Origin of the sequence: Microbacterium sp. PA5, assembly GCF_049860775.1 — a bacterium.
Taxonomy (GTDB): Bacteria; Actinomycetota; Actinomycetes; order Actinomycetales; family Microbacteriaceae; genus Microbacterium.
Genome location: NZ_CP187567.1, coordinates 2253204 through 2278460, shown reverse-complemented (window position 1 = coordinate 2278460; position 25257 = coordinate 2253204). Strand labels below are relative to the sequence as shown.

General features: G+C 71.9%; 33 protein-coding genes and 1 tRNA gene. 18 read left to right on the top strand and 16 right to left on the bottom strand.

All coding sequences use genetic code 11. The annotated features are described in order from the left end of the window. Nucleotides 1-39: 39 nt before the first annotated feature. Genes ACPWUT_RS10830 through ACPWUT_RS10815 form a run of 4 tightly spaced genes read left to right on the top strand, consistent with a single transcriptional unit; the run spans nt 40 to nt 2295 of the window. Nucleotides 40-378, top strand: a complete 339-nt coding sequence (locus ACPWUT_RS10830; protein WP_284527930.1) for a PadR family transcriptional regulator — start codon at nt 40-42, stop codon at nt 376-378. Further along, nucleotides 375-743: a DUF1048 domain-containing protein gene (locus ACPWUT_RS10825; protein ID WP_284527929.1), complete on the top strand. Its 369-nt coding sequence runs from the start codon at nt 375-377 to the stop codon at nt 741-743. Before ACPWUT_RS10830 ends, ACPWUT_RS10825 begins: the two co-directional genes overlap by 4 nt. Beyond that, nucleotides 740-1537, top strand: coding sequence for an ABC transporter ATP-binding protein (locus tag ACPWUT_RS10820; protein WP_284527928.1), 798 nt, complete (start codon nt 740-742; stop codon nt 1535-1537). Before ACPWUT_RS10825 ends, ACPWUT_RS10820 begins: the two co-directional genes overlap by 4 nt. After that, the gene (locus tag ACPWUT_RS10815) at nt 1534-2295 is read left to right on the top strand and encodes an ABC transporter permease (protein ID WP_284527927.1); all 762 of its coding nucleotides are present in this window, start codon (nt 1534-1536) and stop codon (nt 2293-2295) included. Before ACPWUT_RS10820 ends, ACPWUT_RS10815 begins: the two co-directional genes overlap by 4 nt. Before the next feature lie 94 nt (nt 2296-2389). Here ACPWUT_RS10815 and ACPWUT_RS10810 read toward each other — a convergent pair whose 3' ends face one another. Continuing rightward, nucleotides 2390-3094 carry an MIP/aquaporin family protein gene (locus ACPWUT_RS10810; protein WP_425837439.1) on the bottom strand — a complete coding sequence of 235 codons (705 nt, stop codon included), beginning with the start codon at nt 3092-3094 and terminating at the stop codon, nt 2390-2392. After that, nucleotides 3091-3435, bottom strand: coding sequence for an ArsR/SmtB family transcription factor (locus ACPWUT_RS10805; RefSeq protein WP_284527925.1), 345 nt, complete (start codon nt 3433-3435; stop codon nt 3091-3093). The genes ACPWUT_RS10810 and ACPWUT_RS10805 overlap by 4 nt, the downstream gene beginning before the upstream one ends. Nucleotides 3436-3522: 87 nt before the next feature. On the opposite strand from ACPWUT_RS10805, the gene ACPWUT_RS10800 reads away from it, so the two are divergent. From ACPWUT_RS10800 to ACPWUT_RS10770, 7 genes are all read left to right on the top strand, one after another. Next, nucleotides 3523-4854 carry an FAD-dependent oxidoreductase gene (locus ACPWUT_RS10800; RefSeq protein ID WP_425837435.1) on the top strand — a complete coding sequence of 444 codons (1332 nt, stop codon included), beginning with the start codon at nt 3523-3525 and terminating at the stop codon, nt 4852-4854. Beyond that, a complete protein-coding gene (locus ACPWUT_RS10795; RefSeq protein WP_425837432.1) occupies nt 4851-5369 on the top strand; it encodes a GNAT family N-acetyltransferase in 519 nt (172 codons plus the stop codon). Before ACPWUT_RS10800 ends, ACPWUT_RS10795 begins: the two co-directional genes overlap by 4 nt. Before the next feature lie 19 nt (nt 5370-5388). Beyond that, nucleotides 5389-6303: a metalloregulator ArsR/SmtB family transcription factor gene (locus ACPWUT_RS10790; RefSeq protein WP_284527922.1), complete on the top strand. Its 915-nt coding sequence runs from the start codon at nt 5389-5391 to the stop codon at nt 6301-6303. Between the two features lie 39 nt (nt 6304-6342). Beyond that, entirely contained in the window at nt 6343-6759 is a 417-nt protein-coding gene (locus ACPWUT_RS10785; RefSeq protein WP_284527921.1) for an arsenate reductase ArsC, read from the top strand. Next, nucleotides 6756-7409 carry an arsenate reductase ArsC gene (locus tag ACPWUT_RS10780; protein WP_284527920.1) on the top strand — a complete coding sequence of 218 codons (654 nt, stop codon included), beginning with the start codon at nt 6756-6758 and terminating at the stop codon, nt 7407-7409. Before ACPWUT_RS10785 ends, ACPWUT_RS10780 begins: the two co-directional genes overlap by 4 nt. Nucleotides 7410-7428: 19 nt before the next feature. Continuing rightward, nucleotides 7429-7935: a 2'-5' RNA ligase family protein gene (locus ACPWUT_RS10775; RefSeq protein WP_425837427.1), complete on the top strand. Its 507-nt coding sequence runs from the start codon at nt 7429-7431 to the stop codon at nt 7933-7935. An 80-nt stretch (nt 7936-8015) separates the two neighbouring features. After that, nucleotides 8016-8435 carry a MarR family winged helix-turn-helix transcriptional regulator gene (locus tag ACPWUT_RS10770; RefSeq protein WP_425837424.1) on the top strand — a complete coding sequence of 140 codons (420 nt, stop codon included), beginning with the start codon at nt 8016-8018 and terminating at the stop codon, nt 8433-8435. Between the two features lie 27 nt (nt 8436-8462). Here the strand turns inward: ACPWUT_RS10770 and ACPWUT_RS10765 are convergent, their stop codons facing one another. After that, nucleotides 8463-9044 (bottom strand): TetR/AcrR family transcriptional regulator, encoded by a 582-nt coding sequence (locus ACPWUT_RS10765; RefSeq protein ID WP_425837421.1) that lies wholly within the window; start codon nt 9042-9044, stop codon nt 8463-8465. Nucleotides 9045-9141: 97 nt separating this feature from the next. Between ACPWUT_RS10765 and ACPWUT_RS10760 the strand changes: the two genes are divergently transcribed. Then, nucleotides 9142-9861, top strand: coding sequence for an MBL fold metallo-hydrolase (locus tag ACPWUT_RS10760; protein ID WP_425837418.1), 720 nt, complete (start codon nt 9142-9144; stop codon nt 9859-9861). A 93-nt stretch (nt 9862-9954) separates the two neighbouring features. After that, nucleotides 9955-11151 carry a DNA polymerase IV gene (gene dinB, locus ACPWUT_RS10755; RefSeq protein ID WP_425837415.1) on the top strand — a complete coding sequence of 399 codons (1197 nt, stop codon included), beginning with the start codon at nt 9955-9957 and terminating at the stop codon, nt 11149-11151. Nucleotides 11152-11188: 37 nt separating this feature from the next. On the opposite strand, the gene ACPWUT_RS10750 is transcribed toward dinB, so the two are convergent. From ACPWUT_RS10750 to ACPWUT_RS10725, 6 genes are all read right to left on the bottom strand, one after another. After that, nucleotides 11189-11338 (bottom strand): hypothetical protein, encoded by a 150-nt coding sequence (locus ACPWUT_RS10750; RefSeq protein ID WP_284527914.1) that lies wholly within the window; start codon nt 11336-11338, stop codon nt 11189-11191. A gap of 28 nt (nt 11339-11366) precedes the next feature. Then, a complete protein-coding gene (locus tag ACPWUT_RS10745; RefSeq protein WP_284527913.1) occupies nt 11367-11522 on the bottom strand; it encodes a hypothetical protein in 156 nt (51 codons plus the stop codon). A gap of 105 nt (nt 11523-11627) precedes the next feature. Beyond that, nucleotides 11628-12659, bottom strand: a complete 1032-nt coding sequence (locus ACPWUT_RS10740) for a diacylglycerol/lipid kinase family protein (RefSeq protein ID WP_425837411.1) — start codon at nt 12657-12659, stop codon at nt 11628-11630. Between the two features lie 241 nt (nt 12660-12900). Next, a complete protein-coding gene (locus tag ACPWUT_RS10735; protein ID WP_425837408.1) occupies nt 12901-13479 on the bottom strand; it encodes a hypothetical protein in 579 nt (192 codons plus the stop codon). 9 nt (nt 13480-13488) lie between these two features. Continuing rightward, nucleotides 13489-14223, bottom strand: a complete 735-nt coding sequence (locus tag ACPWUT_RS10730; RefSeq protein WP_425837405.1) for a response regulator — start codon at nt 14221-14223, stop codon at nt 13489-13491. Continuing rightward, complete coding sequence (locus tag ACPWUT_RS10725; protein ID WP_425837402.1) at nt 14220-15518, bottom strand: ATP-binding protein; 1299 nt, start codon at nt 15516-15518, stop codon at nt 14220-14222. The genes ACPWUT_RS10730 and ACPWUT_RS10725 overlap by 4 nt, the downstream gene beginning before the upstream one ends. Before the next feature lie 141 nt (nt 15519-15659). Here ACPWUT_RS10725 and ACPWUT_RS10720 point away from each other — a divergent pair, with 141 nt between their 5' ends. The 3 genes from ACPWUT_RS10720 to ACPWUT_RS10710 are packed head-to-tail and all read left to right on the top strand — an operon-like array spanning nt 15660 to nt 18806. Beyond that, complete coding sequence (locus tag ACPWUT_RS10720; RefSeq protein ID WP_425837399.1) at nt 15660-16670, top strand: tripartite tricarboxylate transporter substrate binding protein; 1011 nt, start codon at nt 15660-15662, stop codon at nt 16668-16670. After that, nucleotides 16667-17260, top strand: coding sequence for a tripartite tricarboxylate transporter TctB family protein (locus ACPWUT_RS10715; protein ID WP_425837396.1), 594 nt, complete (start codon nt 16667-16669; stop codon nt 17258-17260). Before ACPWUT_RS10720 ends, ACPWUT_RS10715 begins: the two co-directional genes overlap by 4 nt. A gap of 1 nt (nt 17261) precedes the next feature. After that, entirely contained in the window at nt 17262-18806 is a 1545-nt protein-coding gene (locus ACPWUT_RS10710) for a tripartite tricarboxylate transporter permease (RefSeq protein ID WP_284527907.1), read from the top strand. Between the two features lie 30 nt (nt 18807-18836). On the opposite strand, the gene ACPWUT_RS10705 is transcribed toward ACPWUT_RS10710, so the two are convergent. After that, entirely contained in the window at nt 18837-19553 is a 717-nt protein-coding gene (locus ACPWUT_RS10705) for an SDR family oxidoreductase (RefSeq protein WP_425837393.1), read from the bottom strand. 83 nt (nt 19554-19636) lie between these two features. On the opposite strand from ACPWUT_RS10705, the gene ACPWUT_RS10700 reads away from it, so the two are divergent. After that, on the top strand, nt 19637-20215 hold the full coding sequence (locus tag ACPWUT_RS10700; protein ID WP_284527905.1) for a TetR/AcrR family transcriptional regulator: 579 nt from the start codon (nt 19637-19639) through the stop codon (nt 20213-20215). A gap of 47 nt (nt 20216-20262) precedes the next feature. Then, nucleotides 20263-20988, top strand: a complete 726-nt coding sequence (locus ACPWUT_RS10695; RefSeq protein ID WP_425837389.1) for a Type 1 glutamine amidotransferase-like domain-containing protein — start codon at nt 20263-20265, stop codon at nt 20986-20988. 150 nt (nt 20989-21138) lie between these two features. Here ACPWUT_RS10695 and ACPWUT_RS10690 read toward each other — a convergent pair whose 3' ends face one another. The 6 genes from ACPWUT_RS10690 to ACPWUT_RS10665 form a co-directional block, all read right to left on the bottom strand. After that, nucleotides 21139-21534, bottom strand: a complete 396-nt coding sequence (locus ACPWUT_RS10690) for a nuclear transport factor 2 family protein (RefSeq protein WP_284527903.1) — start codon at nt 21532-21534, stop codon at nt 21139-21141. A 48-nt stretch (nt 21535-21582) separates the two neighbouring features. Further along, a complete protein-coding gene (locus ACPWUT_RS10685) occupies nt 21583-22674 on the bottom strand; it encodes a hypothetical protein (protein ID WP_425837386.1) in 1092 nt (363 codons plus the stop codon). A 192-nt stretch (nt 22675-22866) separates the two neighbouring features. Next, entirely contained in the window at nt 22867-23343 is a 477-nt protein-coding gene (locus tag ACPWUT_RS10680; protein ID WP_284527901.1) for a DNA alkylation repair protein, read from the bottom strand. A 51-nt stretch (nt 23344-23394) separates the two neighbouring features. Then, nucleotides 23395-24639, bottom strand: coding sequence for an RNA polymerase sigma factor (locus ACPWUT_RS10675; RefSeq protein WP_425837382.1), 1245 nt, complete (start codon nt 24637-24639; stop codon nt 23395-23397). Continuing rightward, entirely contained in the window at nt 24636-25022 is a 387-nt protein-coding gene (locus tag ACPWUT_RS10670) for a YciI family protein (RefSeq protein ID WP_284527899.1), read from the bottom strand. The genes ACPWUT_RS10675 and ACPWUT_RS10670 overlap by 4 nt, the downstream gene beginning before the upstream one ends. A 134-nt stretch (nt 25023-25156) precedes the next feature. Beyond that, nucleotides 25157-25229, bottom strand: a tRNA-Lys gene (locus tag ACPWUT_RS10665). Nucleotides 25230-25257: the final 28 nt, after the last annotated feature.

Genomic DNA, 25257 nt, shown 5'->3' with positions numbered 1-25257 from the left:
CGCTAGATACTGACCGACCACGACCGAGACGGAGGCGCGATGGGCAAGCAGGCGACCGAGATGCTGAAAGGCGTCCTGGAGGGCATCGTCCTCGCCATCCTCGCGGGGCGTCCCGCATACGGGTACGAGATCACGGCCTCGCTGCGCGAGCAGGGCTTCACCGACATCGCCGAGGGGACGATCTACGCGCTCCTCGTCCGCATCGAGCAGCGCGGACTCGTGGACATCGAGAAGGTGCCCTCGGAGAAGGGGCCGCCCCGCAAGGTCTACTCGCTCAACGACGAGGGCCGCGCCTACCTCGGCGAGTTCTGGAGGACCTGGAGCTTCCTCACCGAACGACTCGACCAGCTCCACCAGCACGGAGGAAACCGATCATGACCGCGAAATGGATCGAGCTGATCGTCGGACCGCTCGAGCAGAAGAAGCAGTACCGCGCAGCCAAGGCGCGCATCGAGGCACTCCCCGCGCCGTATCGCGGGGCCGCCGAGGCGTTCCAGCGCTACCTGATGTACTACGGCGGCACCGTCGACGGCGACACCATCGTGCGCATGTACGTCGACGGCGCCGACCTGTGGGAGCGCGCCGCGCTCGACGGGACGCCCGTCCGCGACATCGTCGGCGACGACCCCGTCGACTTCGCCGAGACGTTCGCCCAGGCGTACGGCGGACGGCAGTGGATCGACAAGGAGCGCGCCCGCTTCGTCGAGGCCGTCGAGAAGGCGGCGAAGGAGGACCCGTCATGAGTGCCGTCGCCACCGCCTCCGCCATCCGCGTCTCGGGCGTGCGGAAGTCCTTCGGAGACCTGGAGGTGCTGCGAGGCGTCGACCTCGACATCGCCCCGGGAAGCGTCTTCGCACTGCTCGGATCCAACGGCGCGGGCAAGACGACGCTCGTCCGCATCCTGTCGACCCTCCTGGCCGCCGACGCGGGCACGGCCGCCGTCCACGGGTTCGACGTCGGGGCCCAGGCGGCCGAGGTCCGCGAGTCGATCAGCCTCACCGGCCAGTTCGCCGCCGTCGACGAGATCCTCACCGGGAGGGAGAATCTCATGCTCGTCGCGCGGCTTCGCCACCTGCCGGGTCCCGGCGCGATCGCCGACGACCTGCTCGCCCGCTTCTCGCTGACGGACGCCGGCGACCGCCGGGCCGGCACCTACTCCGGAGGCATGCGCCGCCGGCTCGACATCGCGATGAGCCTCATCGGCGATCCGCCGGTGATCTTCCTCGACGAGCCGACCACGGGGCTCGACCCGCAGGCCCGGCTCGAGGTCTGGCAGGCGGTGAAGGAGCTCGCCGCGGGCGGCACCACCGTCCTGCTCACCACCCAGTACCTCGACGAGGCCGAACAGCTCGCCGACCGCATCGCGATCCTCCACCAGGGACGCATCATCGCGGACGGCACGCTCGCCGAGCTGAAGGCCCTGCTCCCGGCGGCGACCGTCGAGTACGTCGAGAAGCAGCCCACCCTCGAGGAGGTCTTCCTCTCCATCGTGGGCGACACGTCCCCCGCAGAACCTCCCTCGAAGGAGCCGTCATGACCACGCACGTCCTCGGCGACACCGCCGTCCTCACCGGCCGGTCGCTCCGCCACATCCTGCGCAGCCCCGACACGATCATCACGACCGCGGTCATGCCGATCGCGTTCATGCTGCTGTTCGTCTACGTCTTCGGGGGCGCGATCGACACCGGCGACACCGCCTACATCGACTACCTGCTCCCCGGCATCCTGCTCATCACGATCGCCTCGGGCGTCGCGTACACGTCGTACCGGCTGTTCCTCGATCTGCAGGGCGGGATCGTGGAGCGCTTCCAATCGATGCCGATCGCCCGCTCGAGCGTCCTGTGGGCGCACGTGCTCACCTCGGTCGTGGCCAACATCGTGTCGCTCGCCATCGTGGTGGGGGTGGCGCTGGTCATGGGGTTCCGGTCTCCCGCGAGCGTGGGGGCGTGGCTCGCGGTGGCGGGGATCCTCGTGCTGTTCACCCTGGCGCTCACGTGGATCGCCGTGATCGCGGGTCTGTCGGCGAAGACCGTCGACGGGGCCAGCGCCTTCAGCTATCCGCTCATCTTCCTGCCGTTCATCAGCTCGGCCTTCGTGCCGACCGGCACGATGCCCGGTCCCGTCCGCTGGTTCGCGGAGAACCAGCCCGTGACCGCCATCGTCGACGCGATCCGCGCCCTGCTCACCGGCGGCGCCCCCGGAGCGTCGCTGTGGGTGGCGCTCGCGTGGTGCGGCGTCATCCTGGTCGTGGCCTACGCCCTCGCGGTGCTGGCCTATCGGCGCCGCGTGCGCTGACCGGACGGGTTCGCGCGGGCGCGGCCGAGGGTTCGCGTGGCAACAGCAGGATGGGTCGGCTGTCCCGGGCCCGATACCGGCCGGGGGTGTCGATTCACCCTGCTTTTGCCACCGCATCGGCCGGCGCCGCCACCGGGCGCCGGGGGAACAGGGCCACCGCGACGGCGAGACCGATCGCCCCGCCGACGAGCTGCGCGAGGACGAACCACGGCGCCGACGCGGGTGAGATGCCGGCGAAGGTGTCGGAGAACATCCGGCCGATCGTGATCGCCGGGTTGGCGAAGCTCGTCGAGGACGTGAACCAGTACGCGGCGCCGATGTAGGCACCCACAGCCGGGGCGGCGAGGTGGCCCCGTCCCGTGCGGGCGAGGGCGAAGATCACGAGGATGAGGCCGGCGGTGGCGACCACCTCGGCGGCGAGGGCTCCCGGGGTGATCCGCGCGGTGCCGCTCCAGGTGACGGCGGGCAGGTCGAACATGACGTTCGCCAGCGCGGCGCCGGCGATGCAGCCCGCGATCTGCGCCGGGAGGTAGCGCGCCGCGTCGCGCCAGGGCCGGTGCCCCTGGGCGCAGTCGGCGAGCGTCACGACCGGGTTGAAGTGGGCGCCCGAGACCGGCTGGAAGACGAGGATGAGGACGGCCAGCCCCAGCGCGGTCGCGAACGCGTTCTCGAGGAGCTGCAGTCCGGTGTCGGCGGGGGAGAGGCGGGCCGCGGCGATGCCGGAGCCGAGGACGGTGGCGGCGAGGAGCGCGCTGCCGAGGAACTCTGCCAGGAGCTCGCGCGCGGGTGCGACGGTCACGGCGCGACGAGGACCTGCGAGACGCGGTCGAGCGCGCCGGGGACGAGCGAGTAGTACGCCCACGTCCCGCGCTTGCTGCGCGAGAGGAAGCCGGCCTCCATGAGGATGCGCAGGTGATGCGACACGGTGGGCTGGCTGAGGCCGACCGGGTCGATGAGGTCGCACACGCAGGCCTCGGCCCCGTCGGAGGCGGCGACGATCGACAGCAGCCGGAGCCGGGTCGGGTCGGCCAGTGCCTTCATGGTGTGCGCGAGCGCGTCGGCGTCGGCCGCGGAGAGCGGCTCGCGGGTGAGCGGCGCACAGCATGCCGCGGTGACGTCGGTGACCTCGAGAGTCTGCATGCATCGACAATACTCGATATTGACATCCATCGATACACGGGTGCAGACTCGGTCTCCGAGATATCGACATCCATCGATGGAGTAGCCATGACCCTGCTGGACATCACCCCTCGCCCTCGCGTGGACGAGCGCCTCACCGCCCTCCCCGTCGTCGTGATCGGCGCAGGCCCGATCGGACTGGCGGCCGCGGCGCAGCTCGCCGACCGCGGCATCCCCTTCGTCGTGCTCGAGGCCGGTCCGGTCGTCGCGGCGAACGTGCGCGAGTGGGGGCACACCCGTCTCTTCTCGCCCTGGAAGCACCTCGTCGATCCCGTCGCGCGACGGCTGCTCGAGGCCACCGGCTGGACCCTCCCCGACCCGGAGCGCGCGCCGACGGGCGCCGAGCTGGTGGCCCGCTACCTCGAGCCGCTGGCCGCGCTCGACGCGATCGCCCCGCACGTGCGCACCGGCGTCACCGTGACCGGCGTCACCCGGGAGGGCATGGATCGCACGCGGTCGCGCCGCCGCGACGGCGTGCCGTTCGCGGTGCGGATCGTCGGCGACGTCCCCGGCGACGACGGCGACGATCAGCTCTCGGCACGCTCCGTCATCGACGCTTCCGGAACCTATCGGACGCCCAACTCGCTGTCCTCCGACGGCCTGCCGCTGCGGGGGATGGGCGAGATCGCCGATGCGGTGACGCCGGCGCTGCCCGATGTGCTCGGTCGCGACCGCAGCCGCTTCGCCGGCCGGCGGACGACCGTGGTCGGGGCGGGGCACTCCGCGGCGAACACGCTGCTGGCGCTGGCGCAGCTGGCGGAGGAGGAGCCCGACACGTCGGTGACCTGGCTGATCCGCAACTCCCGCGCCGCCCGCGTGACCTCTTCGCCCGACGACGAGCTGGCCGACCGCGCGCGGCTCGGCGGTCGTGTGGAGGACGCCGTGGCCGCCGGTCGCGTCGCGGTGCTCGACGGATTCGAGATCCTCCGCGCCCGTCGCGGCGGCGACGGCGCCGCGGTGCTCGTCGGCCGTCGCCGGGGGGAGGCGGCGACGCACGAGACCGACGTGATCGTCAACGCCACCGGCTTCCGCCCCGACCTCGCCGCGCTGCGCGAGATGCGTCTCGAACTGGATCCGATCGTCGAGGCCCCGGTGCGGCTCGCGCCGCTCATCGACCCGAACGTGCACTCGTGCGGCACCGTCGAGCCCCACGGCTTCCGCGAGCTCACCCACCCCGAGCCGGGCTTCTTCATCGTCGGGATGAAGTCCTACGGCCGCGCGCCGACGTTCCTGCTGGCGACCGGCTACGAGCAGGTGAGGTCGGTGACCGCGTGGATCGGGGGAGATCTCGCATCGGCGTCGCAGGTGGAGCTCGTGCTGCCGGCGACGGGGGTGTGCTCGACCGGCTCGGGTCCGTCGGCCGTGGGCTGCTGCTCGTGATCGCCACCCGCCGGCTCGAGCCCGCCGACTGGCCGCAGGTCGAGCGCATCTACGCCGAGGGGATCGAGGACGGCGAGGCGACCTTCGAGGCGGCGACGCCGGCGTGGGAGGACTTCGACGCCGGCAAGCGGGCGGACCTGCGGCTGGTCGCCGTCGACGAGGCGGGGGCCGTCGTCGGGTGGGCCGCCGCCTCGGCCGTCTCGGCCCGCGCGGCCTACCGGGGCGTCGTCGAGCACTCCGTCTACGTCGCGCGCGCCTCGCGCGGCCGGGGGATCGGCCGGATCCTGCTCGACGCGCTCATCGGGGCGGCGGCGGAGGCCGGCGTATGGACGATCCAGTCGAGCATCTTCCCCGAGAACGCCGCCAGCCTGCGCCTGCACGAGGCGGCGGGCTTCCGGGTGGTCGGTCGCCGGGAGGCGATCGCGACATCGGTGCGCGGACCGCATGCCGGCCGGTGGCGCGACACCGTTCTCGTCGAGCGGCGGAGCACCCGCAACGGCCGGGAGGATCCGTAGGGCCGATAGACTCCCGTCTATGGATGCGGCGGAGCGGACGGTCACCGTGCTGGCCGATCCCACGCGCGCCCGCATCCTCGCGCTCATCGCCCGGTCGCCGTCGGGACGCGTGCGGGTGGGCGAGCTCGCCGACGAGCTCGGGCTGCGCCAGCCGACCGTGAGTCACCACATGCGGACCCTGCGCGAGGAGGGCATGGTGGAGCGCCATCCCGAAGGGCGTCACGCCTGGTACTCGCTCGCGCCCGACCAGGCGGATCGCGTGGCCGCGCTGCTGTCCGTCCCTTCTCCCGACGCGCGACGCGATCCGGATCTGGAGCGCGTGGTGCACGACCTGTCGGTGCGGTTCCGCGGCGTCCTCAGCGTCGAGACCGTGCGCGAGAACGTCGCCGCCGCCGCTGAGCTCCTGGCCGACGGCGGGACGACCGCGCTGCTGACCTCCCGCGTGGCGTCGTTCGCGACCGCGCGGCTGGACGCGCTCAGCCGCGCGCGCCGCCCGACGCCGGAGGTGCCCGAGGTGCTCTTCGTCTGCGTGGAGAACGCGGGTCGCTCCCAGCTCGCGGCCGGGATCCTGCGCCAGCTCGCCGGAGACCGCGTGCGCGTGCGGACGGCCGGATCGGCGCCGCGCGGAGAGGTGCGGGCGCACATCGTCGCGGCGCTCGACGAGATCGGGGTGCCGTTGGCGGGGGAGTTCCCCAAGCCGCTGACCGACGAAGCGGTGCGGGCGGCCGACGTCGTGGTCACGATGGGCTGCGGCGACGCGTGCCCGGTGTATCCCGGCCGCCGCTACCTCGACTGGGACCTGGACGACCCGGCGGGCCTGCCGCTGCCGCAGGTGCGCGTCATCCGCGACGACATCGCCGAGCGGGTGCGCGCGCTCCTCGACGAGCTGCTCCCGGCCTCCGCGTTCACCGAGGATTCACCTGCGAACACATAGATCAGGGTCTATGCTTTGAGAAACGAAAGCGAGAACCCGATGAGCAGCACCCCCACCGTCCTCTTCGTCTGCGTGCACAACGCCGGCCGCTCCCAGATGGCCGCGGGCTTCCTCCGCAGCCTCGCCGGGGACCGCGTCGAGGTGCTCTCGGCGGGATCCGAGCCGAAGGACCAGATCAACCCCGTCGCCGTGGAGGCGATGGCGGAGGTCGGCGTCGACATCGCCGGCCAGACCCCGAAGATCCTCACGGTCGACGCCGTGAAGGAGTCCGACGTCGTGATCACCATGGGCTGCGGCGACGCCTGCCCGATCTTCCCCGGCAAGCGCTACGAGGACTGGGAGCTCGACGACCCGGCCGGCCAGGGCATCGACGCGGTGCGACCGATCCGCGACGAGATCCGCGGGCGCGTCGAGCGCCTGATCGGCGAGCTCGTCGGCGAGGGTGCGCGGGGATGACCGCGTCGTCGGGGCAGGGCGGCCTCCTGGCGCCCGAGGCGGTGCTCCTGCGCGCCGCCGAGAGGCTCGCCGATCGGTTCGAGGGGATCGTCGGCCCCGAGACGGTGGAGCGCGTCGTCTTCGAGTCCTACACGGCGCTCGGACGGACGGCCACCGTCACCGCGCACCTCACGAGCCTCGCGGAGCGGTTCGCGCGCGATCGTCTCACCGCGCTGGCGCAGTCCCGCGGGCTCATCGTGAAGACGGTGCCGGAGATCCTGTACCTCTGCGTGCACAACTCCGGACGATCGCAGATGGCCGCGGCGCTCACCGACCACCTGTCCGGGGGGCGCGTGCACGTGCGCTCGGCGGGCTCGCAGCCCTCGGGTGACGGCATCCTCCCGCAGGTGGTCGAGGTGCTCGCCGAGATCGGCATCGACGTCACCGAGGCGTATCCGAAGCCGTTGACCGACGACATCGTGCGCGCGGCCGACGCCGTCGTCACCATGGGATGCGGCGACGCCTGCCCCGTGTACCCGGGCAAGCGCTACCTCGACTGGGACCTCGCCGACCCGGCCGGGCTCGATCTCGACGGCGTGCGCCGGGTGCGCGACGAGATCCGGGCCCACGTGGAGGATCTCCTGGCCGAGGTGCTCCCGGCGGACCGGTGACCGCGCTCACGAGGTGCCGGTGAGCGACGTCGTCAGCATCGAGCTGCTGCTCGACGACGCCTCCGAGGCGGCCGTCCGCGCCGATTGGGAGAGGCTGCGGGCAGCGGGCCACTCGAGCCTCGCCGCCCATACGGCCCCGAGCAACAGGCCCCACGTGACGCTGCTCGTGCGGCCGGCGCTCGCACCGGTCGCGTTCGGCGAAGCCCTCGCCCTGCTTCCCGTGGCCCTGACCCTCGCCGAGCCGCTCGTGTTCCGGCACGGTGATCGGGGCGTCCTCGCGCGTCGCGTGATGCCGACCGAGGAGCTCCGCCGTCTGCACGAGGCGGTCCATGCGGCCGTCCCGCCCGGCGTCGACGCGCCGCACACCGCGCCCGGCGACTGGACGCCCCACGTGACGCTCGCGCGCCGCGTGCGGCTGGATGCCCTGGATGACGCGCTGCGCCTTCTCGGACCGGAACGTGCGGGCACGGGTGCGGCGCTGCGGCGCTGGGATTCGGCCACGCGCACCGTCACGCCGATCCGGTGAAGCCGCCATCGTCGGGCAGCGATGAGGCGAGGCTCTGCATTCCGCGGAACATACTTCCCGAACGCCCCGTTGCACGCGTCATGGACTTCTTCGAGACGCTCATCCGCTACGAGGTCGGGCTCTGGAACGCCGTCGACGGCGCGCTGCGGGAGCGCGGCCACGTGAGCGCGGCGCAGCATCACGCGCTGACGATCATCGACCGCCACGGCGAGACCGGGCGGGTCCTAGACGTCAGCGCCGAGATCGGGATCACCGTGGGGGCGGCCAGCAAACTCGTCGACCGTCTGGAGCGGGCGGGGCTGGTCGAGCGGCGCCCGCATCCGACCGACGGGCGCTCGTCGTACATCGCGCTCACCGCGCTCGGTGCCGCCTCGCTGCGGGACGCGACCGTCGCGCGGAACGAGGTGCTGGCCGAGCTGCTCGATCCCGAAGCGGCGGCCACGGTGCACGCGGGGCTGGCGGTGCTCCAGGAGCGACTGGACGGCGTGACCGCCCGCTGACATCCGGCCATGCGCGGGACCGCGGGCTCAGGCGGCGCCGTCGGCGGCCAGAGCCGCGGCGATCCGCCTGATGCCGTACGAGAACGCCTCGTCGACATCACCGCCCAGTTGGAACGCGCCGGCGAACTCCATGCTGATGAAGCCGGTCGCCCATGCGGTCACGGTGCGGGCGGCCGACAGCGCGTCGCCCGGACCGACCAGCTGCGCGGTCGTGTCCAGGAGGGCGCGCACCGAGCGCGCCTGCGCGTCGGGGTCGGGACGGTGGGCGGCGGTGGGCGGCGTGAAGAGCAGGCGGTAGCGCTCGGGGCTCGCGTGGGCGAAGGTGCGCAGGGCGTGCGCCAGCTGCACGAGCCGGTCCGAGGCGGCGGCTGACGGGCCCACCGCAGTCGTGGCGGCGTCCAGACGCGTTCCGAGCTCGCGCGCGGTGTCGTCGGCGATCAGGCGCAGCAGCTCATCGCGGTCGCGCACGCGCTTGTAGAGCGAGGGTGGGCGCACCCCGACCCGCGCCGCGACGGCCTGCATGGTGAGGCCCGGCAGGCCCGCGTCGTCGAGGATGCGGGAGCCGGCCGAGACGATCTCTCCGACGGATGTGCGCGCGGGGGTGGGCATGGCGCTCCTCTCGATCCACGATCAGTATAGCTATTGACCCTAGCCATGATAGCTATATACTTTAGCTATCGTCATCACGCACCCTTCGGAGGGGAACATGCAGCTCGCACCCGGCCTTCACCGCATCGGCAACGACATCGTCGCCGCGTATGCGATCGTCACCGCCGACGGCGTCACGCTCGTCGACGCCGGCCTTCCGGGCATGTGGGCCGACCTGCGTGCCGAGCTCGCCACCGTGGGCCGCACGCCGGCCGACGTGCGCGGCGTGATCCTGACCCACGGCGACAGCGACCACGTGGGCTTCGCCGAGCGGCTGCGCCGCGAGCACGGCATCCCCGTGTACGTCCACGAAGGCGACGCCGGCCGCGCGCGCGGCGAGAAGCCGCCGGCCACGCCGTGGCCGAAGATGCGGATCGCGCCGACGCTCGGCTTCCTGGGCTACTCGCTCCGCAAGGGCGGTGCGCGCACCCACCACCTCACCGAGGTCGTCGAGCTCGCGGGCGAGCAGGTGCTCGATCTGCCCGGCGGGCCCCGGGTGATCCCGCTCCCGGGGCACTCGCCGGGGAGCGTCGCCGTGCACGCCGCGTCGGTCGGGGCCCTCTTCGTCGGCGACGCGCTGACCACGCGCCATGTGCTCACCGGCCGCGTCGGCCCGCAGCCGGCGCCGTTCACCGACGATCCGGTCCAGGCGCTGGCCTCGCTCGCGGTCGTGGCCGACCTGGAGGCGAGCTGGGTGCTCCCCGGCCACGGCGCCCCGTGGTCCGGCGGCGTCGCGGAGCTTGTGCGGCGGGTGCGGGAGGAGGCTGCGGCCGCCTGATCCGCCCGGCAGTCCCGTGTCGGGGGCGCATGGGACGATCCCCTCGAGGGATCGGCGGGCCGGACGATCCGCGGCGGATCGGCGGGAGGGCGCATGCGCGGCGAGGCGACGGTGCTGCACGCCGACCTCGACGCCTTCTACGCGTCGGTCGAGCAGCGCGATGCGCCCGCGCTGCGCGGACGCCCGGTCATCGTCGGCGGCGGCGTCGTGCTCGCCGCGAGCTACGAGGCGAAGGCGCGCGGGGTGAGGACCGCGATGGGCGGCCGGCAGGCGCGGGAGCTCTGTCCCGATGCCGTGATCGTCCCGCCGCGCATGGAGGCCTACACCGCCGCGAGCCGAGCGGTCTTCGGGATCTTCCGCGACACCACCCCGCTCGTGGAGGGCCTGTCGATCGACGAGGCCTTCCTCGAGGTCGGCGGGCTCCGGCGGCTGGCCGGCACCCCCGAACAGGTCGCGGTGCGCCTCCGCGAGCGCGTGCGCCGCGAGGTCGGGCTGCCCATCTCGGTGGGCGTCGCGCGAACGAAGTTCCTCGCCAAGGTCGCGAGCGCGGTGAGCAAGCCCGACGGTCTGCTGATCGTCGAGCCCGACCGCGAAGAGGAGTTCCTGCTGCCGCTCCCGGTGGAGCGGCTGTGGGGCGTCGGAAAGGTGACGGCGGAGAAGCTGCACCGGCACGGCATCCGCACCGTCGGCCAGCTCGCCGAGCTCGAGGCCTCTGCCGCCGAGCGACTGCTCGGACGCGCCGCCGGCGCCCACGTGCACGCGATGGCGCGGCTCCTCGACCCGCGCCCCGTGATCACCACGACCCGCCGCGGCTCGATCGGCTCGCAGCGCGCGCTCGGAACCGGGCCGCGCACGGCGGAGGAGCTCGACGTCATCCTCAGCCAGATCGTCGACAGGCTGGCGCGCAGGCTCCGCGACGGTGGCCGCGGCTGCCGCACGGTCGTGCTGCGGCTGCGGTTCGGCGACTTCACCAAGGCCACGCGGTCCCGGAGCCTGCGGCTCGCCTCCGACCGCACGGCCGTGCTGCTGGCGGCGGCGCGCGGGCTCCTCGCCACGGCGCGGCCCGAGATCGAGTCCCGCGGCATCACCCTGATCGGAATCTCGCTAGGCCAGCTCGTGCGCGGCGAGGACGTGCCCCAGGAGCTCCGGATCGACTGGGGCGAGAGCGCGCGGCTCGACACGGTCGCCGACGCGGTGCGCGACCGCTTCGGCGCGGCGTCACTCGCGCGCGCGGCGCAGCTGGGCCGTGATCCCGGCTGGTCGGCGCCCGTCCTCCCCGAACACGAATGACGGGGTGAGCAGGGCTCAGCGCTCAGAACGGCGAGGGCTACGCGTCGTCGTGCCCGTCGACCGCGTCCGCCGCGGCATCCTCGGCCGCCTGGCCTTCTTCGGGCGATTCCGAGCCAGCCGCTGCCGCGCTGTCCGCGTGCGCGTCGGTGTGATCGGCGTCGTTCGAGCCGTGGTGTTCCTCGTTCATGGGTGACCTCCAGGTCGTGGTTCGATCGTCAGCCGGACGGGTTGTCCAGCGGCATGCCCTCGTCGTCCGTCGTCTCGGGCAGCACGCCCTCGGGATCGGGCGCGGGCTTGTCGGGGGCGTCGTTGCGCTGAGGTGCAGAGGCGTCGGGTGAGGCGACGTCCTCCTGCTCGGTTCCGTCAGCCATCGGGGGTCCTCTCGTCGTGGACTCCGATCAGACACCCGCCGGCGCTCGCTGGCACGGGGCTTGCCAACGCGTTCCGATCGTGCAGGGTCCCGCGGCCGGGGCGCGTCAGTCCTCCGCGGGAACGCGCACCGTCAACGCGCCCGGGTCGACCCAGGTGCGGATCGCGGTCGTCTGCCCGAACTCGTCGCCGTCGAGCTGGATCAGCTCGGGGCGGTTGGCGAGCATGGTGAAGCGCCGGCCCTTGATGTAGTTCAGCGCCCGCACCTCGTTGGTGCGCAGCCGACGGCCGAGCCGTGTGCGGCTGAGCACGCCGTTCTCCCAGATGATCTTCGTCACGATCTGCGCCCAGCTCACGACGCCCTCGGGGCGCAGGAGCAGGATGTCGAGCTCGCCGTCGTCGACGGCGGCGTCGGGGAGCAGCAGGATGTTCGCCTGCAGGGCACCGCAGTTGCCCATGATGACGGTGTGCGCGCGCAGGGAGCGCGTGCGCTCGTCGTCGAGCTTGTAGCGGATGCGGAGCTGGTTCTTGTCGCGGAGCGCGAGGACGATGGCCTTCACGTACGCCAGCCAGCCGATCTTCGCCTTCAGCTCGTCGTCGGTGTGGGCGAGCATCTTCGCGTCGAGGCCGAGCCCCGCCATGACGAGGTAGGCGTGACGGTCGGTGTCGCCGTTCTCGCGGCGGATCTCGATCCGTCCGAGGTCGATGCGGCGGTCCTGCCCCGTGAAGGCGGAGTTCAGCGAGTGCGTGAGGTCGTCGAGGGTGAGCTTCAGGTTGCGGGCCAGCAGGTTGCCGGTGCCGGAGGGGAGCAGTGCGAGCGGGACGTCGTGGTCGGCGAGGGCCTCGGCCACCGCGCGCACGGTGCCGTCGCCGCCGGCGACGATGATCATGTCCACGTCCTCCGCGAGAGCGTCGGCGGTCGCGCCGCCGCCGGGGTCCTCGATGCTGGTCTCGAACCAGAGCGTCTCCGCCCATCCCGCCGCCTCCTGCTCGGCGGCGACGGCCGCTCGCACGGCGTCCAGGTCGATCTTGACGGGGTTGTAGACCACGGCGGCGCGCCGTGCGTCCGTCGGCGGGGTCGCGGTCTCGGCGTCGGCGGAGGCGTCGGCGTCGGTGGAAGAGGTCGGAGTGGTGTTCACCTACGACACCTGATCACCTTTCGACCGGGAGTTCACCCCCCTTGCCAGATCGCCCCTCCGTCAGGACGTGCTCCGCGGCGCGGGGCGGGGCCGCGTCGTGGGCTCGCGCGGGCGGGTGCGCTGACACTCGTTGCCGCTTCGACCGACGGGATACGACAACGACTGTCATCCGTGTGAGCCGTTGCGTGGTCTGCTGACAGTCGTTGCCGCCTCGGCGGGCCGGACCCGACAACGACTGTCATCACGTCGAGGGCGTAGCCGTCGGGGGCGGTGTGCGCGTGAGGCCCATCAGGAAGGCCGAGATCGCGAGCGCGCCCAGCACGAGGAGGAGGCCGATGAGCGCGACGGGTGCGAGGAGGAAGCCGCCGAGGAGCAAGCCGTCGGCGGAGGCGGGCGACCAGCCGTCGGCGAAGGCGATGTACGAGTCATCGAGAGAGAAGAGCGGCTGCGGAGCGGGCCACCCCGTGAACGTGAGGATCGCGCCGACCACGACCACCGCGGCGACGCCCCACCAGGCGGTCCTGATGCGCCGACGGGCGTATGGCTGCGTCGCCTCGCGGCGTCGCCGGACCCATCGGCCCGTCGAGAACGCGAGGACGGTCAGCCCGGCGGCTCCCAGCAGGATGCCCGCCAGGCTCGTGAGCGAGAGCGAGATGCCGCCCTGGGGGAAGAACGCCTGCGCCGCCAACGGCTGGTACGCGAACCACCCGACGGATGCCGAGGTGTCTGCGGGGGCTCCGAGCACGACGAGCGCCGCACCGATCAGCAGGGCGACGATCGCGACGATCCCTGCGGCGCGGGCACGCCAGGACACGATCATGTAGCAAGCCTAGCGAGCGCCCGGTGCCTCGCCGGGGCCGGACGGAGCGGTGTCCGGGGTCAGCCGGTACAGGACCTGCGGCCGCCCTCGGCGTCCGTAGCGGTGGGCGATGTCGATCGCGCCGGTCTCGACGAGATGGGTGAGGTAGCGGTGCGCGGTCGCCGACGAGAGTCCGCACTCCGTCGCGACCTGCGCGGCCGTCCGGGCGATGACGGGGTCCAGCGCCGCGACCACGCGTTCGAGGGTCGTCGGGGCGAGCCCCTTCGGCAGCGCCGCGGGCGAGCGCCGGGCGGTGCGGATGCCGCCGGTGAACAGCCGGTCGATCTCACCCTGCCCGAGGGGCACGTCGCGCGGCGTCTCCGGCCGCTCGGCGCGCGTGGCGGCGTAGTGCACGAGCCGCTCCTGCAGCGCGGCTCGCGTGAACGGCTTGATGAGGTACCCCACCACCCGCCCCGCCATGGCCTGCCGGACGGTGGTCTGGTCTCGCGAGGAGCTGATCACGAGGACGTCCGGCTCGCCCTCGCCCATCGTGCGCAGGCGGTGGATCACCTCGACGCCGCTGATGTCGGGCAGCCGCATGTCGAGCAGCACGAGATCGGCGGCGGTCGCGAGCGAGAGCGCCTCCGCGCCGGTCGCCGCGGTCCCGGTGACGACGAAGCCGGGCGTCGCGGCGACGAACCCGGCGTGCAGCGCGCGTGCGCCGCGGTCGTCGTCCACGACCAGCACGCGGATGGGCGCGCTCACGGGCGCACCTCCAGCTCGAAGGAGAACCGCGCGCCGCCGAGCGTCGACGCGCCCACCTCGACCGAGCCGTCGCGGGAGGTGACGAGGCGGCGCACCAGGTCCAGCCCGATCCCGCGTCCGCGTCCCCCGGTGTCCGCCTTGGACGACAGCCCCCGGGTGAAGATCCGCGCGGCGACGTGCCGATCGACGCCCGGGCCGTCGTCCTCCACGACGCCGTACAGCCGGTCGCCGGACTGCCGGAGCGTGCAGCGCACGCGCGTGGCGCCCGCCTCGCCGGCGTTGCGGCTGAGGTTGGTGAGGATCGAGACGACGTCGTCGTCGACGTGGACGCCGGGCTCGACGTCGAACTCGGCGAGCGCGCCGCGCTCGAGGAGATCGGCACGCACGGCGTGCATCGCGGCTTCCCGCAGCGCGGTTCCCGGAACGCCGTCCCCGGCGCCGCCGCGGCCATCGGGCGGCGTCGCGTCGCTCACGGCGACGACGTCTTCGATGTAGTCCAGCGCGGCGCGGGGCTCCCCGTGGGTGACCAGCCCGTGCACGACGTGCAGCCGGGTGTGGAACTCGTGGGCCTGCTCCTGCAGTGCGGCGGTCGTGCGCTGCATCTGCGCGTGCTCGGCGGCCAGTCCGTCGAGCCGGCGGAAACGTCGCTCGACGGCGGCGGTCAGCAGCGAGCTCGCGATCGTCGCGACGACGAGGGCGCCGGCCGCCCAGGGGAGGAGGCCGGTGAGCGCCTCCATGCGCTCCGATTCGATGTCGGATTCGAGCACGCCCACCGCGACCATCCCGACGACGTCGCCGTCGGCACCGCGCACCGGCACCTTCGCGCGCAGCGAGCGGCCGGACGGACCCGTCTCCGTTCCGAGGAACGGCGTGCCCGCGAGCACGGACTCGTTCGTGGTCGAGACCTGGACGCCGCGCTCGGAGGCGAGCGGATGCGTGATGCGCACGCCCTCGTCGTCGGTGATCACGGCGTAGTACACGCCCGCGGCCTGGGCGACGAGGTCGGCGATGGGCTGCAGGGTCTCCGTCGCCGTGGCGAGATCCGCGGCGTCGGCGAGGTCGCCCGGGGTGCCCGCGTCGACGGTCGAGGCGAGGGTGGCGCGCACCTGCGGCAGCGCCGCGAGGCTGGACGCGACCTCCTGCACCCGCTCGGCGGTGGCGTCGCGGATGCTCTTCTCCTGCAGCCAGAGGGCCACCATGACCGTCGCGGCCAGCGCCGCGAGGGTCACGACCGAGGGGAGGAGGATCATCGCCAGGCGGATCGCCCGCGGGCTCGGCCGCATCGCCATGGTCATCACACTCCCCGTCGAGACGCACCGCCGGTCTGCTGACGGCGTTTAAGAGAACAATTCGCCCGCGCCGCCGCACCTCGGACCGGCGGTGCCATCCTAGGTCGATCCCGCGGCGACGACGATGTCCGCGCGAATGGAGCAGAGATGACACCGCAGCCCCTTCCCCCCAGATCCGGGCCCGCACGACTGATCGGCCGCGCCCTCGGCGGCGCGATCGCCGCGGCCGCCGTCGGTGTCGCTGTGTTCGGCTCGATCAGCTCGGCCGCGTCCGGGCAGGACATCAGCGCGTCGATGACGATCATCGCCCCCGCGGCCGCCGGCGGCGGCTGGGACGGGGTGGCGCGCGAGCTCCAGCAGGCGCAGAAGGCGAACGGCCTCGTCAACAACGTGCAGGTGGTGAACATGCCGGGAGCGGGCGGCACGATCGCGCTGGGCAACGTCTCGGTGCTGAGCGGCCAGCCGAACAACCTGCTCGTCGGCGGCACGGGGCTGCTCGCCGCCACCATCCAGTTCGACTCCGCGGCGACCCTGGACGACGTCACCCCGCTGGCGGTCATCGTCGAGGAGTACGACGTCATCGTCGTGCCCGCCGATTCCCCGTACGAGACGCTCGACGACCTCGTGGCGGCGTGGCGCGACGATCCGAAGGCCCTGCCGTGGACGGGCGGCGGATCGTTCGACCAGCTCGTCGTGACCGACCTCGCCCTGGCCGCGGGGATCGACCCGCTGGAGACCACGTACATCTCGTCCGACGGCGGCGGCGAGGCCATCCAGGCCCTGCTCAACGGCACCGCGAAGGCCGCGGCGGGCGGGTACCCCGACAACATCGACCAGATCGAGGCCGGACGCCTGCGCGCCCTCGCGTTCGTCGCTCAGGACCCCGTCGACGGCATCGACATCCCCACGGCGGTCGATCAGGGCTACGACGTCACCCTCACCAACTGGCGCATGGTGGCGGCGCCCGCGGGACTCAGCGCGTCGGAGGAGGACAGCCTCACCCGGCTCGTCGTCGACAGCGTCGAGACGCCGCAGTGGCGCGATGCCATCGATCGCTACCGCTGGACCGAGCGCGTCATCACCGGTGACGAGCTCGCGGACTTCCTCGACGACGAGGAGAGCCGCATCCGCACCCTGTACGAGGAGATGGGCCTGTGACCTTCCCCCCCAACCCCACATCGGCATCCGCTGTCCTCGGCGACCGCCTGCGCATCGTCTCGCGCCCTGGCATCGCCGCGCTGGCCAAGGCGCTCACGATGCCGGTCGTCGTGGCCGCCTTCGCCACGTATCTCCTGGTCGGCATCTTCACGATGCGCGTGCCGAGCTCGGCCGACTTCCCCGGGCCGCAGTTCTTCCCGGCCATCATCACGGCGGGTCTCTACGCGTTCGCGGTGGCGCTGGCGGTGTCGGGCATCCGTGAGGTGCGCAGCCTGCCCGACCCGCACGTCGCCGAGCTCCTCGCCGCCGAAGCGGGTGAGGAGGCGCCCGCCGAGCCGCGTGCGGTGCGGATCGACGTGCGCTCGTTCCTGTGGATCATCGGCTCGTTCTTAGCCTTCGCGCTCCTGCTCGACGTGCTCGGATGGGTCATCGCGGCGGGCCTGCTGTTCTGGTGCGTCGCCCGCGGCTTCGGCTCCACCAAGCCACTGGCCAGCCTCGTCGTCGGACTGACGATGAGTTCCCTCGCCTACATCGGCTTCGACATGGTCCTCGGCCTGCCGCTGCCGTCGGGCATCCTCGGAGGTTTCTGACATGGACGCACTGCAGATGCTCGGTGAGGGGTTCCTCGGCGCGTTCACGCCGATCAACCTCATGTGGGTGCTGATCGGCTGCGTGCTGGGCACCGCGGTCGGCGTGCTGCCGGGACTCGGCTCCTCGATGGCGGTGGCGCTCCTGCTCCCCATCACGTTCTCGCTCGACCCGACGGCCGCGTTCATCATGTTCGCCGGCGTGTACTTCGGCGGCCTGTTCGGCGACTCGACGATGGGCATCCTCATGAACACGCCGGGGCAGGCCTCGGCGATCGCCTCCACCTTCGAGGGGCACAAGATGGCCCTCAACGGACGGGCGGCTCAGGCTCTCGCGACCGCCGCCATCGGCGCCTTCATCGGCGGGTTCGTCGCCTGCATCGTGCTGGTGTTCCTCGCGCCGGCGCTGGCCGACTTCTCGAGCCGCTTCGGCCCCGCCGAGTTCTTCGCGCTCGCCGTCTTCGCCTTCGCGGCGACGTCGTCGGTGGTCACCGACAACGCGCTGAAGGGGCTCACGGCCCTCTTCATCGGCCTCGGCATCGCCGTGATCGGCGTCGACGGCGTCTCGGGCGCTCCGCGCTTCACGATGGACTCGCCGTACCTGTTCGACGGGGTGTCGCTGGTCACCGTGACCGTCGGCATCCTGGCCCTCGGCGAGGTCATCTACGTGGCCTGCCTCGAGCGCCACACCTCCGACAAGAAGATGCTCCGCCCCACCGGGCGCCCGTGGCTCAGCCGCAAGGACCTCCGCGAGGCGACCCCCGCGTGGCTGCGGGGCACCGCGATCGGCCTGCCGTTCGGCGTGATCCCCGCGGGCGGCTCGGAGATCCCCACCTTCCTCGCCTACGGCCTCGAGAAGCGGCTCGACGCGCGTCGCCCGCACCCGCAGTTCGGCACGGGAGCCATCCGCGGGCTGGCCGCACCCGAGGCCGCGGGCAACTCGACCACGGGCATGGCCATGGGCGCGCTCCTCGCGCTCGGACTGCCGGTCTCGGCCACGGCCGCCATCATGCTCGCCGCGTTCCGGCAGTACGGGCTGCAGCCGGGACCGCTCCTGTTCGACCGCGCCCCCGACCTCGTGTGGTCGCTGCTGGCGAGCTTCTTCATCGCCATGGTGGTGCTGCTGATCCTGAACCTGCCGTTCGCGATGCTGTGGGCCAAGCTCCTGCTCATCCCGCGCCCCTACCTCTTCGCGGGCATCACCGTCTTCTGCGCACTCGGCATCTACGCCACGTCGGGGTCGCTCGTCGATCTGCTGATCCTGCTGGGCATCGGCGTCGTCGGCTTCCTGCTGCGGGCGCTGGACTTCCCGCTCGCGCCGCTCATCATCGGCATGGTCCTCGGGCCGCTGGCGGAGACGAGCCTGCGGGATGCCGCGATGAGCGCGAACGGCGACTTCTCGATCCTCGTGCACAGCCCGATCAGCGTCGGCCTCTACGTCGTGCTGGCCGTGGTGCTCGCCTTCGCCATCCGCGGCCGGATCGTCGCGCGCTCCCGTGCGCGCGCGGCGAGCAGCCAGGAGCGCGCGACGGAGACCGCGGTGCGCTGAGCGGCGGGCGGCCCGACGTGGTCGATGCCGTCAGCCGCGCAGCGCTCCCAGGATCTGTTCGTAGCGCTCGGCCGGGGCGAGAGTCAGTCCGGACTTGACGAAGATCGACCAGTCGTCGGCCAGCACTTCCTGCGTGCCCGACTCGACGGCGCCCAGAGCGGCGTGTGCGACCGCGAGAGGCGCGACCTTCGGACCGTTGAAGCCGCTGGACATGTCGGTGTCCACCAGTCCCATGTGCACGGCCACCACGTGCGTGCCCTGGGCGGTCAGCTCGAGGCGGGTGCTGTCGGTCAGGGCCCAGGCCGCCGCCTTCGACGCGGCGTACGCGCCGGACATCGGGGTCGTGAACCACGACAGCGCGGAGATCACGTTGACGATCGCGCCGCCGCCGCCACGGGCGAGCACGGGTGCGAAGGCGCGGGTCATGCGCAGAGGGCCGAAGAAGTTGGTGTCCATCTCGCGGCGGATGCTCTCTTCGTCTCCCGTCACCAGCGGCGTGCTCGTGGAGATGCCGGCGTTGTTGACCAGGATGTGCACGTCGCCGGCCGCCTCGACGGCTGCGGCGATCTGCTGCGGGTCGGTGACATCGATCCGGAGGCGCTCGACACCGGCGGCGGCGATGCTGTCCACGTCACGCGCGGCCGCGTAGATCTTCGCCGCTCCGCGCCGTTTCGCCTCTTCGACGAATGCCGCGCCGATGCCGCGGTTCGCGCCGGTGATGAGGATGTTCCGACCTTCGACGTTCACAGGAGAGCCTTTCTGTAGCGATCACTATCTATTCGTCGACCGTAACAGAGTTCTGTAGCGATCACTAATGTTAGGCTCGGCACATGGCCGGACGACCGCGGAGCTTCGATCGCGATGCCGCGTTGGCGACCGCGGTCGAGCTGTTCTGGCGCCGAGGATTCGATCGGACGTCGATCGCCGAGCTGACGGAGGCGACGGGGGTGAACCCGCCCAGCCTGTATGCGGCGTTCGGCGACAAGCAGGCGCTCTTCGAGGAAGCGGCGGGCGTCTACTTCGCCCGCACGTGCGACGGAGTCGATGCCGCTGCTCAGCTCTCCGATACGCGGGCGTCGATCGCGCGCCTCTTGGACGACACGGCCCGCGCGCACACCGATGCCTCGACGCCGCCGGGCTGCTTGCTGCTCACCGAGCCCCGCCTCGCATCCCAGCGCGAGGTGGTGCAGGACAAGATCCGTCAACGGCTCGATCGAGGCGTCAGCGAGGGCGATCTGCCCGCGTCCACGGATACGGCCGCCCTCGCGGCCTACATCGTCGCCGTCATGCGCGGGATGTCCGGGATGGCGCGCGACGGCGGTACTCGCGAACAGGTCCGCGCCGTCGCGGCGACCGCGCTCGCCGCGCTGCCGCCGACCGGGTCCGCGCCTCGGCCGGCGACCGGCTAGCCTCTGGGGATGACCTCGAACACCCCTCGCCACGGAGCCGGTGCCGCATGAGCATCCACCTCATCGGCGGAGGCGCGACGACGAGCGCCGACGCTCCGCTCCACGCCTCATTCGTCAGGGAAGCCGCGAGGCGGGCCGAGGCCGCCGGCCGCGAGCGGGCGCGCATCGCCGTGATCTCACTCCACCCCGAGGCCGAGGAGAAGGCGGCAGCGCTCGGCGAGCTGCTCGTCGTGGCCGGCGGCGGTGCCGCCATCGACCTGAAGCTGACCGCCGGCCGCGCCGGAGAGCCGATCGCGCAGGACGCGGTCGACGACGTCGACGGCATCGCGGTGGGCGGCGGCAACGTCGAGACGGTGCGCGCGGGGCTCGAGCCGGTGTTCGATCGGATCCGCCGACACGTCGCCGCCGGCGTCCCCTATCTCGGCGTCTCGGCGGGCGCGATGATCGCGGGGGAGCGTTCGCTCGGGAGCGGGACCCGCATCGGGGGCGTCGTCGTGTCGCCGGAGGACGCCGCCGAGCCCGGCGAGGAGCTCGAGCTCGACGCGGGCATCGGCCTCGTCGACGTGACGATCGAGGTCCACGTCGCCCAGCGCGGCGTGCTCTCCCGCGTGATCGCCGCCGCCGAGGCCGGCCTCGTCACCGGCGCACTCGGCATCGACGAGCGCACCGCGCTGATCGTGGGCGACGGCGGGCTGCGGGTCGAGGGCGCGGGCAATGTCTGGCGCGTGCTGCCGACCGACAGCGGCGTGCTCGTCTCGACCGTCGGGGGCTGATGCGACGACCGCGTCACGCGGGGCGAGGCTGCCCGCAGGCACCTCCCAGGTGGGCGCGATACGATGATCGGGATAGGCGGACTTCTCATTCGTCTCGCCCCGGCTGTGTGGTAGCAGTCGGGGCTTTTTCTTTGCGCCCTTCGCCCGATCTCAGCCGTCCGTCCCGGCGTCGGGCGTCACCCACCAATCGGTGAACGACTGCGCTCGCCCGTCGGCGTCCAGTCGGATCACCATGAGGTTGTCGTAGATGTGGTTCTTCTCCGTCGCGGTCGGGTACTCCGTCCGGCCTCGGATCACGGCGACATCCCCGTCCACCGCGGTGAGCTCGTAGTCGAAGCTCCAGGTGCCGGGATCGTCCTTCTGACCGAGCCACCCCGCCAGGATGGCGTCGTGACCGACCCAGGGCGGTGTCGACGGACCGTCACGGTACTCCGCGTCCGGCGTGAACAGCGAGCGGACGTCGTCCGGGTCGTTGGTCGTCCACGCGTGGATGTAGCGGTCCATCCACTCCCGAGCGGCGGCGGCGGCTGATTCGCGATCCCACATGTCCTCAGGCTCTCCGAGGATCCGGGTAGGCGCAAGGGTGCCCGGGGGTCAACTCCGCCCGATGAGGGCGTAGCGAGTCCTCACGATATCGGCGAGGTCTTCGGTGATCCAGTTGTCCACGGTGACGTAGTGGGCGTGCGACAGCCAGGCATCCTTGTGTGCCCAGTGACCGACCACCGGGAAGTGAGGCAGCTTGCGCGGATTGAACTTCAACCGATTCTCGAAGTGCCGGAGCGAATCACCGAGCACGACGAGGTCCATGCGTGTTCGCATCGTGATCACTCCGCCGACGTTGCCGCGGATCGTCGCCCATTCCTCGTCGGAGCGATGGATCGCGGGGGTGTGAAGGAGCACCAGCATCTTGATCTGGTTGCCGTCGGCGAGCGAGCTGAGCGCGACGTTTCCGCCGTGGCTGTGCGCGTAGACGGTGTCGAGCCAGCCGGCATCGGAGACGAGGTCGCGCCAGAGGGCGAGGTCGCGGGCGCCGTCCGCGCGTCCCTGCTCCGAGTACTCCCCGCTCCAGACGAAGTACGTGTCGTCGGAGTAGAGGTTCGGGGTGACCGACGAACGGAGATGGTCGTGAAGAGGCGAATGCGGCTTGTGCCAGCCGGTGTCTGTCACCAATCCCCAGGTGCCATGGATGGGAACGCTCGTCGGCCCGACGATTCGCTCGCGTGCTGTGTCGCCGGACGACGACGGGCCCGCAGTCTCCCAGCCCGCGAGCGCCGCGGCGACGCCACGGGTGAGTGGATCGGCGGACTCGAGGCCGAGGAGCAGGGTCTCCGGTGGTGCGCTCGTCTGCCGTTCGGTGACGATGGCGAGGCTGCCGGCCGCTGCGACGGACTCGAGGCGCTGGTCGCTGCGTTGCGCGTAATTGAGCAGCGCGAGGAGTGTGGTGGGGAGATGGGTGGCATTGAGCTCCTCCCAGAGCGCCGCTGCCGCATCGGGATCGAACCCGCCATCCCAGGACGTGCCCGCATGGTGCCGCAAAGCCTGATCCGTCAGGTCATCGAGGCGATTCTCCTCGAACCACTCCTCCAGTTGCGGCGGCGCGGGACCCACGTGGGGGACGCCCAGCGCATCCGCATCCTCCTGCATCGCAAGAGCGAGATCATCGCCGCCGAACGCATACGCCGACATGCCGAGGTACTGCGCGGCGCGGCTCGCGATCGCCGACGGCGAGTCGTCGCGGAATGAGGCCACTCCTGGCACGGGCTCGAGAGGGTTGCTGGGGCTGAGGACATCGGACATCTGCGTCTCCCGCGGTCGATGCTCGAACCGTACTCCGCCCTGGGTGCCACCGCTATGCGGGGGAGGTCGCACCGCGCGGGCTCACAGCAGTGCGGCGGCGGCGCGCAGTCCGTCGACACTCGACGCCGCCCATCGAGTGACGATGCGGTGCGCTCGGTCGGCCTCCGGTCCCGTCAGCCGGCGAAGCAGAGGCTGGACGACATCGAGAGTGAGCGGCTCGATGAGCTGTGGGATCCGCGCGTCGCGGAGGAACCCCTCGATGCGGGTGAGGTCGTTCCCGGTCAGGGCGCCGATCTCACTCTGCAGCAGCACGATCGCCGCTAGGCGGCGCTCGAAAACCGGAACCGCCCACAGTTCCGACGCAAGCGCCGTGATGTCGTCGTGCGGAAGATCCCGATGCCGACGCAGCGCATCTCGAACAGTGCCTCGGATCGCACCGATCGAGGCGCCGTACACCGACAGTCCACCGACGGACGCATCGCCGTCCGCCCACGTGCGCCACTCCGACGCCTCGGACCGCAGCGTGTGGTCGATGAAGCGTGCTGCAGCAGAATCCACACATCCATCCTCACCCGGAGGAACGGCGACCGTGCTCTCGCCCGTCCGTCCTCAACCGGGGAGGTCGTCGCTGCGACGCGAGAGGTAGGCGCGTTCGGCGGGATTGCCGGCGAGGGCGATGGCGCGGTCGTAGGCTCGCCGTGCGTCGTCGACGCGGTCGATACGGCGCAGCAGATCGGCCCGTGCGGCGTGGAAGGCGTGGTAGCCCGACAGCACGTCGGCGAGTCGCGTGACCTCCTCCAGGGCCTCGGCGGCCCCGTGGAGTTCGGCCGCCGCGACGGCGCGGTTCAGTCTGACGATCGGCGAGGCATCGACGGTGAGCAGCCTGTCGTACAGGGCGACGACCTGCCGCCAGTCGGTCTCTCCGGCCGAGGCGGCATCGGTGTGCACGGCGTTGATCGCCGCCAGCAGCTGGTAGCGACCGGGCGAGGCGGAGCCGTCGGCGACCGCGGCGATCCGCTCGTGCACGATCGCGTGCCCCTCGGCGATGCGCTCCCGACTCCAGAGGCTGCGGTCCTGCTCGGCAAGGGTCACCAGTTGGCCGTCGGGCGACACGCGCGCAGCGCGGCGCGCGTCGATGAGCAGCGTCAGTGCGAGGAGCCCCGCGACCTCGCCCTCTTCAGGGAGGAGCTCTCGCAGCAGGCGCGCCAGGCGGATCGCCTCCTCGCTCAGCTCGACCCTCATCGCGTCGTCACCGGAGGTCGACAGGTAGCCCTCGTTGAAGATCAGGAAGACCACGGCGAGCACGCCCGCCAGCCGCTCCCGCACGTCGTCCGCCGACGGCATCCGGAACGGGACGCGCGCGGTGGCGAGAGTGCGTTTGGCGCGGGTGATGCGCCGGGCCATCGTGGTCGTCGGCACGAAGAACGCCCGGGCGATCTCGGCGACCGTGAGTCCGCCGACCATCCGCAGTGTCAGGGCGACCCGCGCCGACATCTTCAGCGCGGGGTGGCAGCAGATGAACAGCAGTCGGAGCCGGTCGTCGTCCACGGCGCCGATCGGTGGGGGAGGGTCGTCATCGACCAGCATCTGCGCCTCGTCGTGCTTGCGACCGCGCTGAGACTCCCGCCGCACTCGATCGATCGCCTTGCGAGTGGCGGTGGTGGTGAGCCAGGCTCCCGGGTTCGGCGGCACGCCGTCGCGTGGCCAGAGCTCGACGGCGGCGACGAACGCGTCGGCTGCAGCGTCTTCGGCGAGCTCCAGGTCGCCGAAGCGACGGGCAAGACCCGCCACCACCCGCGCCCACTCCTCGCGGTGCGCGCGGGTGATCCCGTGTGAGGCGGGAGAAGCGGTCACCCGGCCTCGGGGGTCTGCCGGTCGATGATCTCCACCACGCCGCTCGGGAAGCGATGCACCTCCTGCGGCCAGTCGAGGGAGGCCGCCAGGCGCCCGGCCCAGTGGCGTGCGTCGTCGTCGGTGGGCACGTCGATCACGGTGAACCCGCCGAGGTGCTCCTTCGTCTCGGTGTACGGGCCGTCGGTGAACACCGGCTCGCCGTCGGCCAGCTCCACGCTGAACAGTGCCGTCGACGCGTCGATGCCGCCGTCGGCGAAGACGAACACTCCCGCCTGCTTCATCTCCTCGAGCACCGCCATCGACGCCTGGCTCTTGCTCTGGAGCTGCTCGGCGGTCTGCGGCGGAACCCACTCGTCGTTGAACGCGATCAGGTAGTTCGGCACTGTCGTCTCCTCTTGTCGAGATGGCGGCCGCCGCATGGCGCGTCGGTCGCAGCGATCCGTTTCGAACCGCCTACCGATGCAACGAACGGCGAGCCGCGAATACGACACTACGACGTGATCTCGTGTCTGACAGGTGGGCCCCGTGGGGCTCGAACCCACGACCCGCGGATTAAAAGTCCGATGCTCTACCGACTGAGCTAGAGGCCCTCGGGATCCAGCCTACCGACCTCACCGC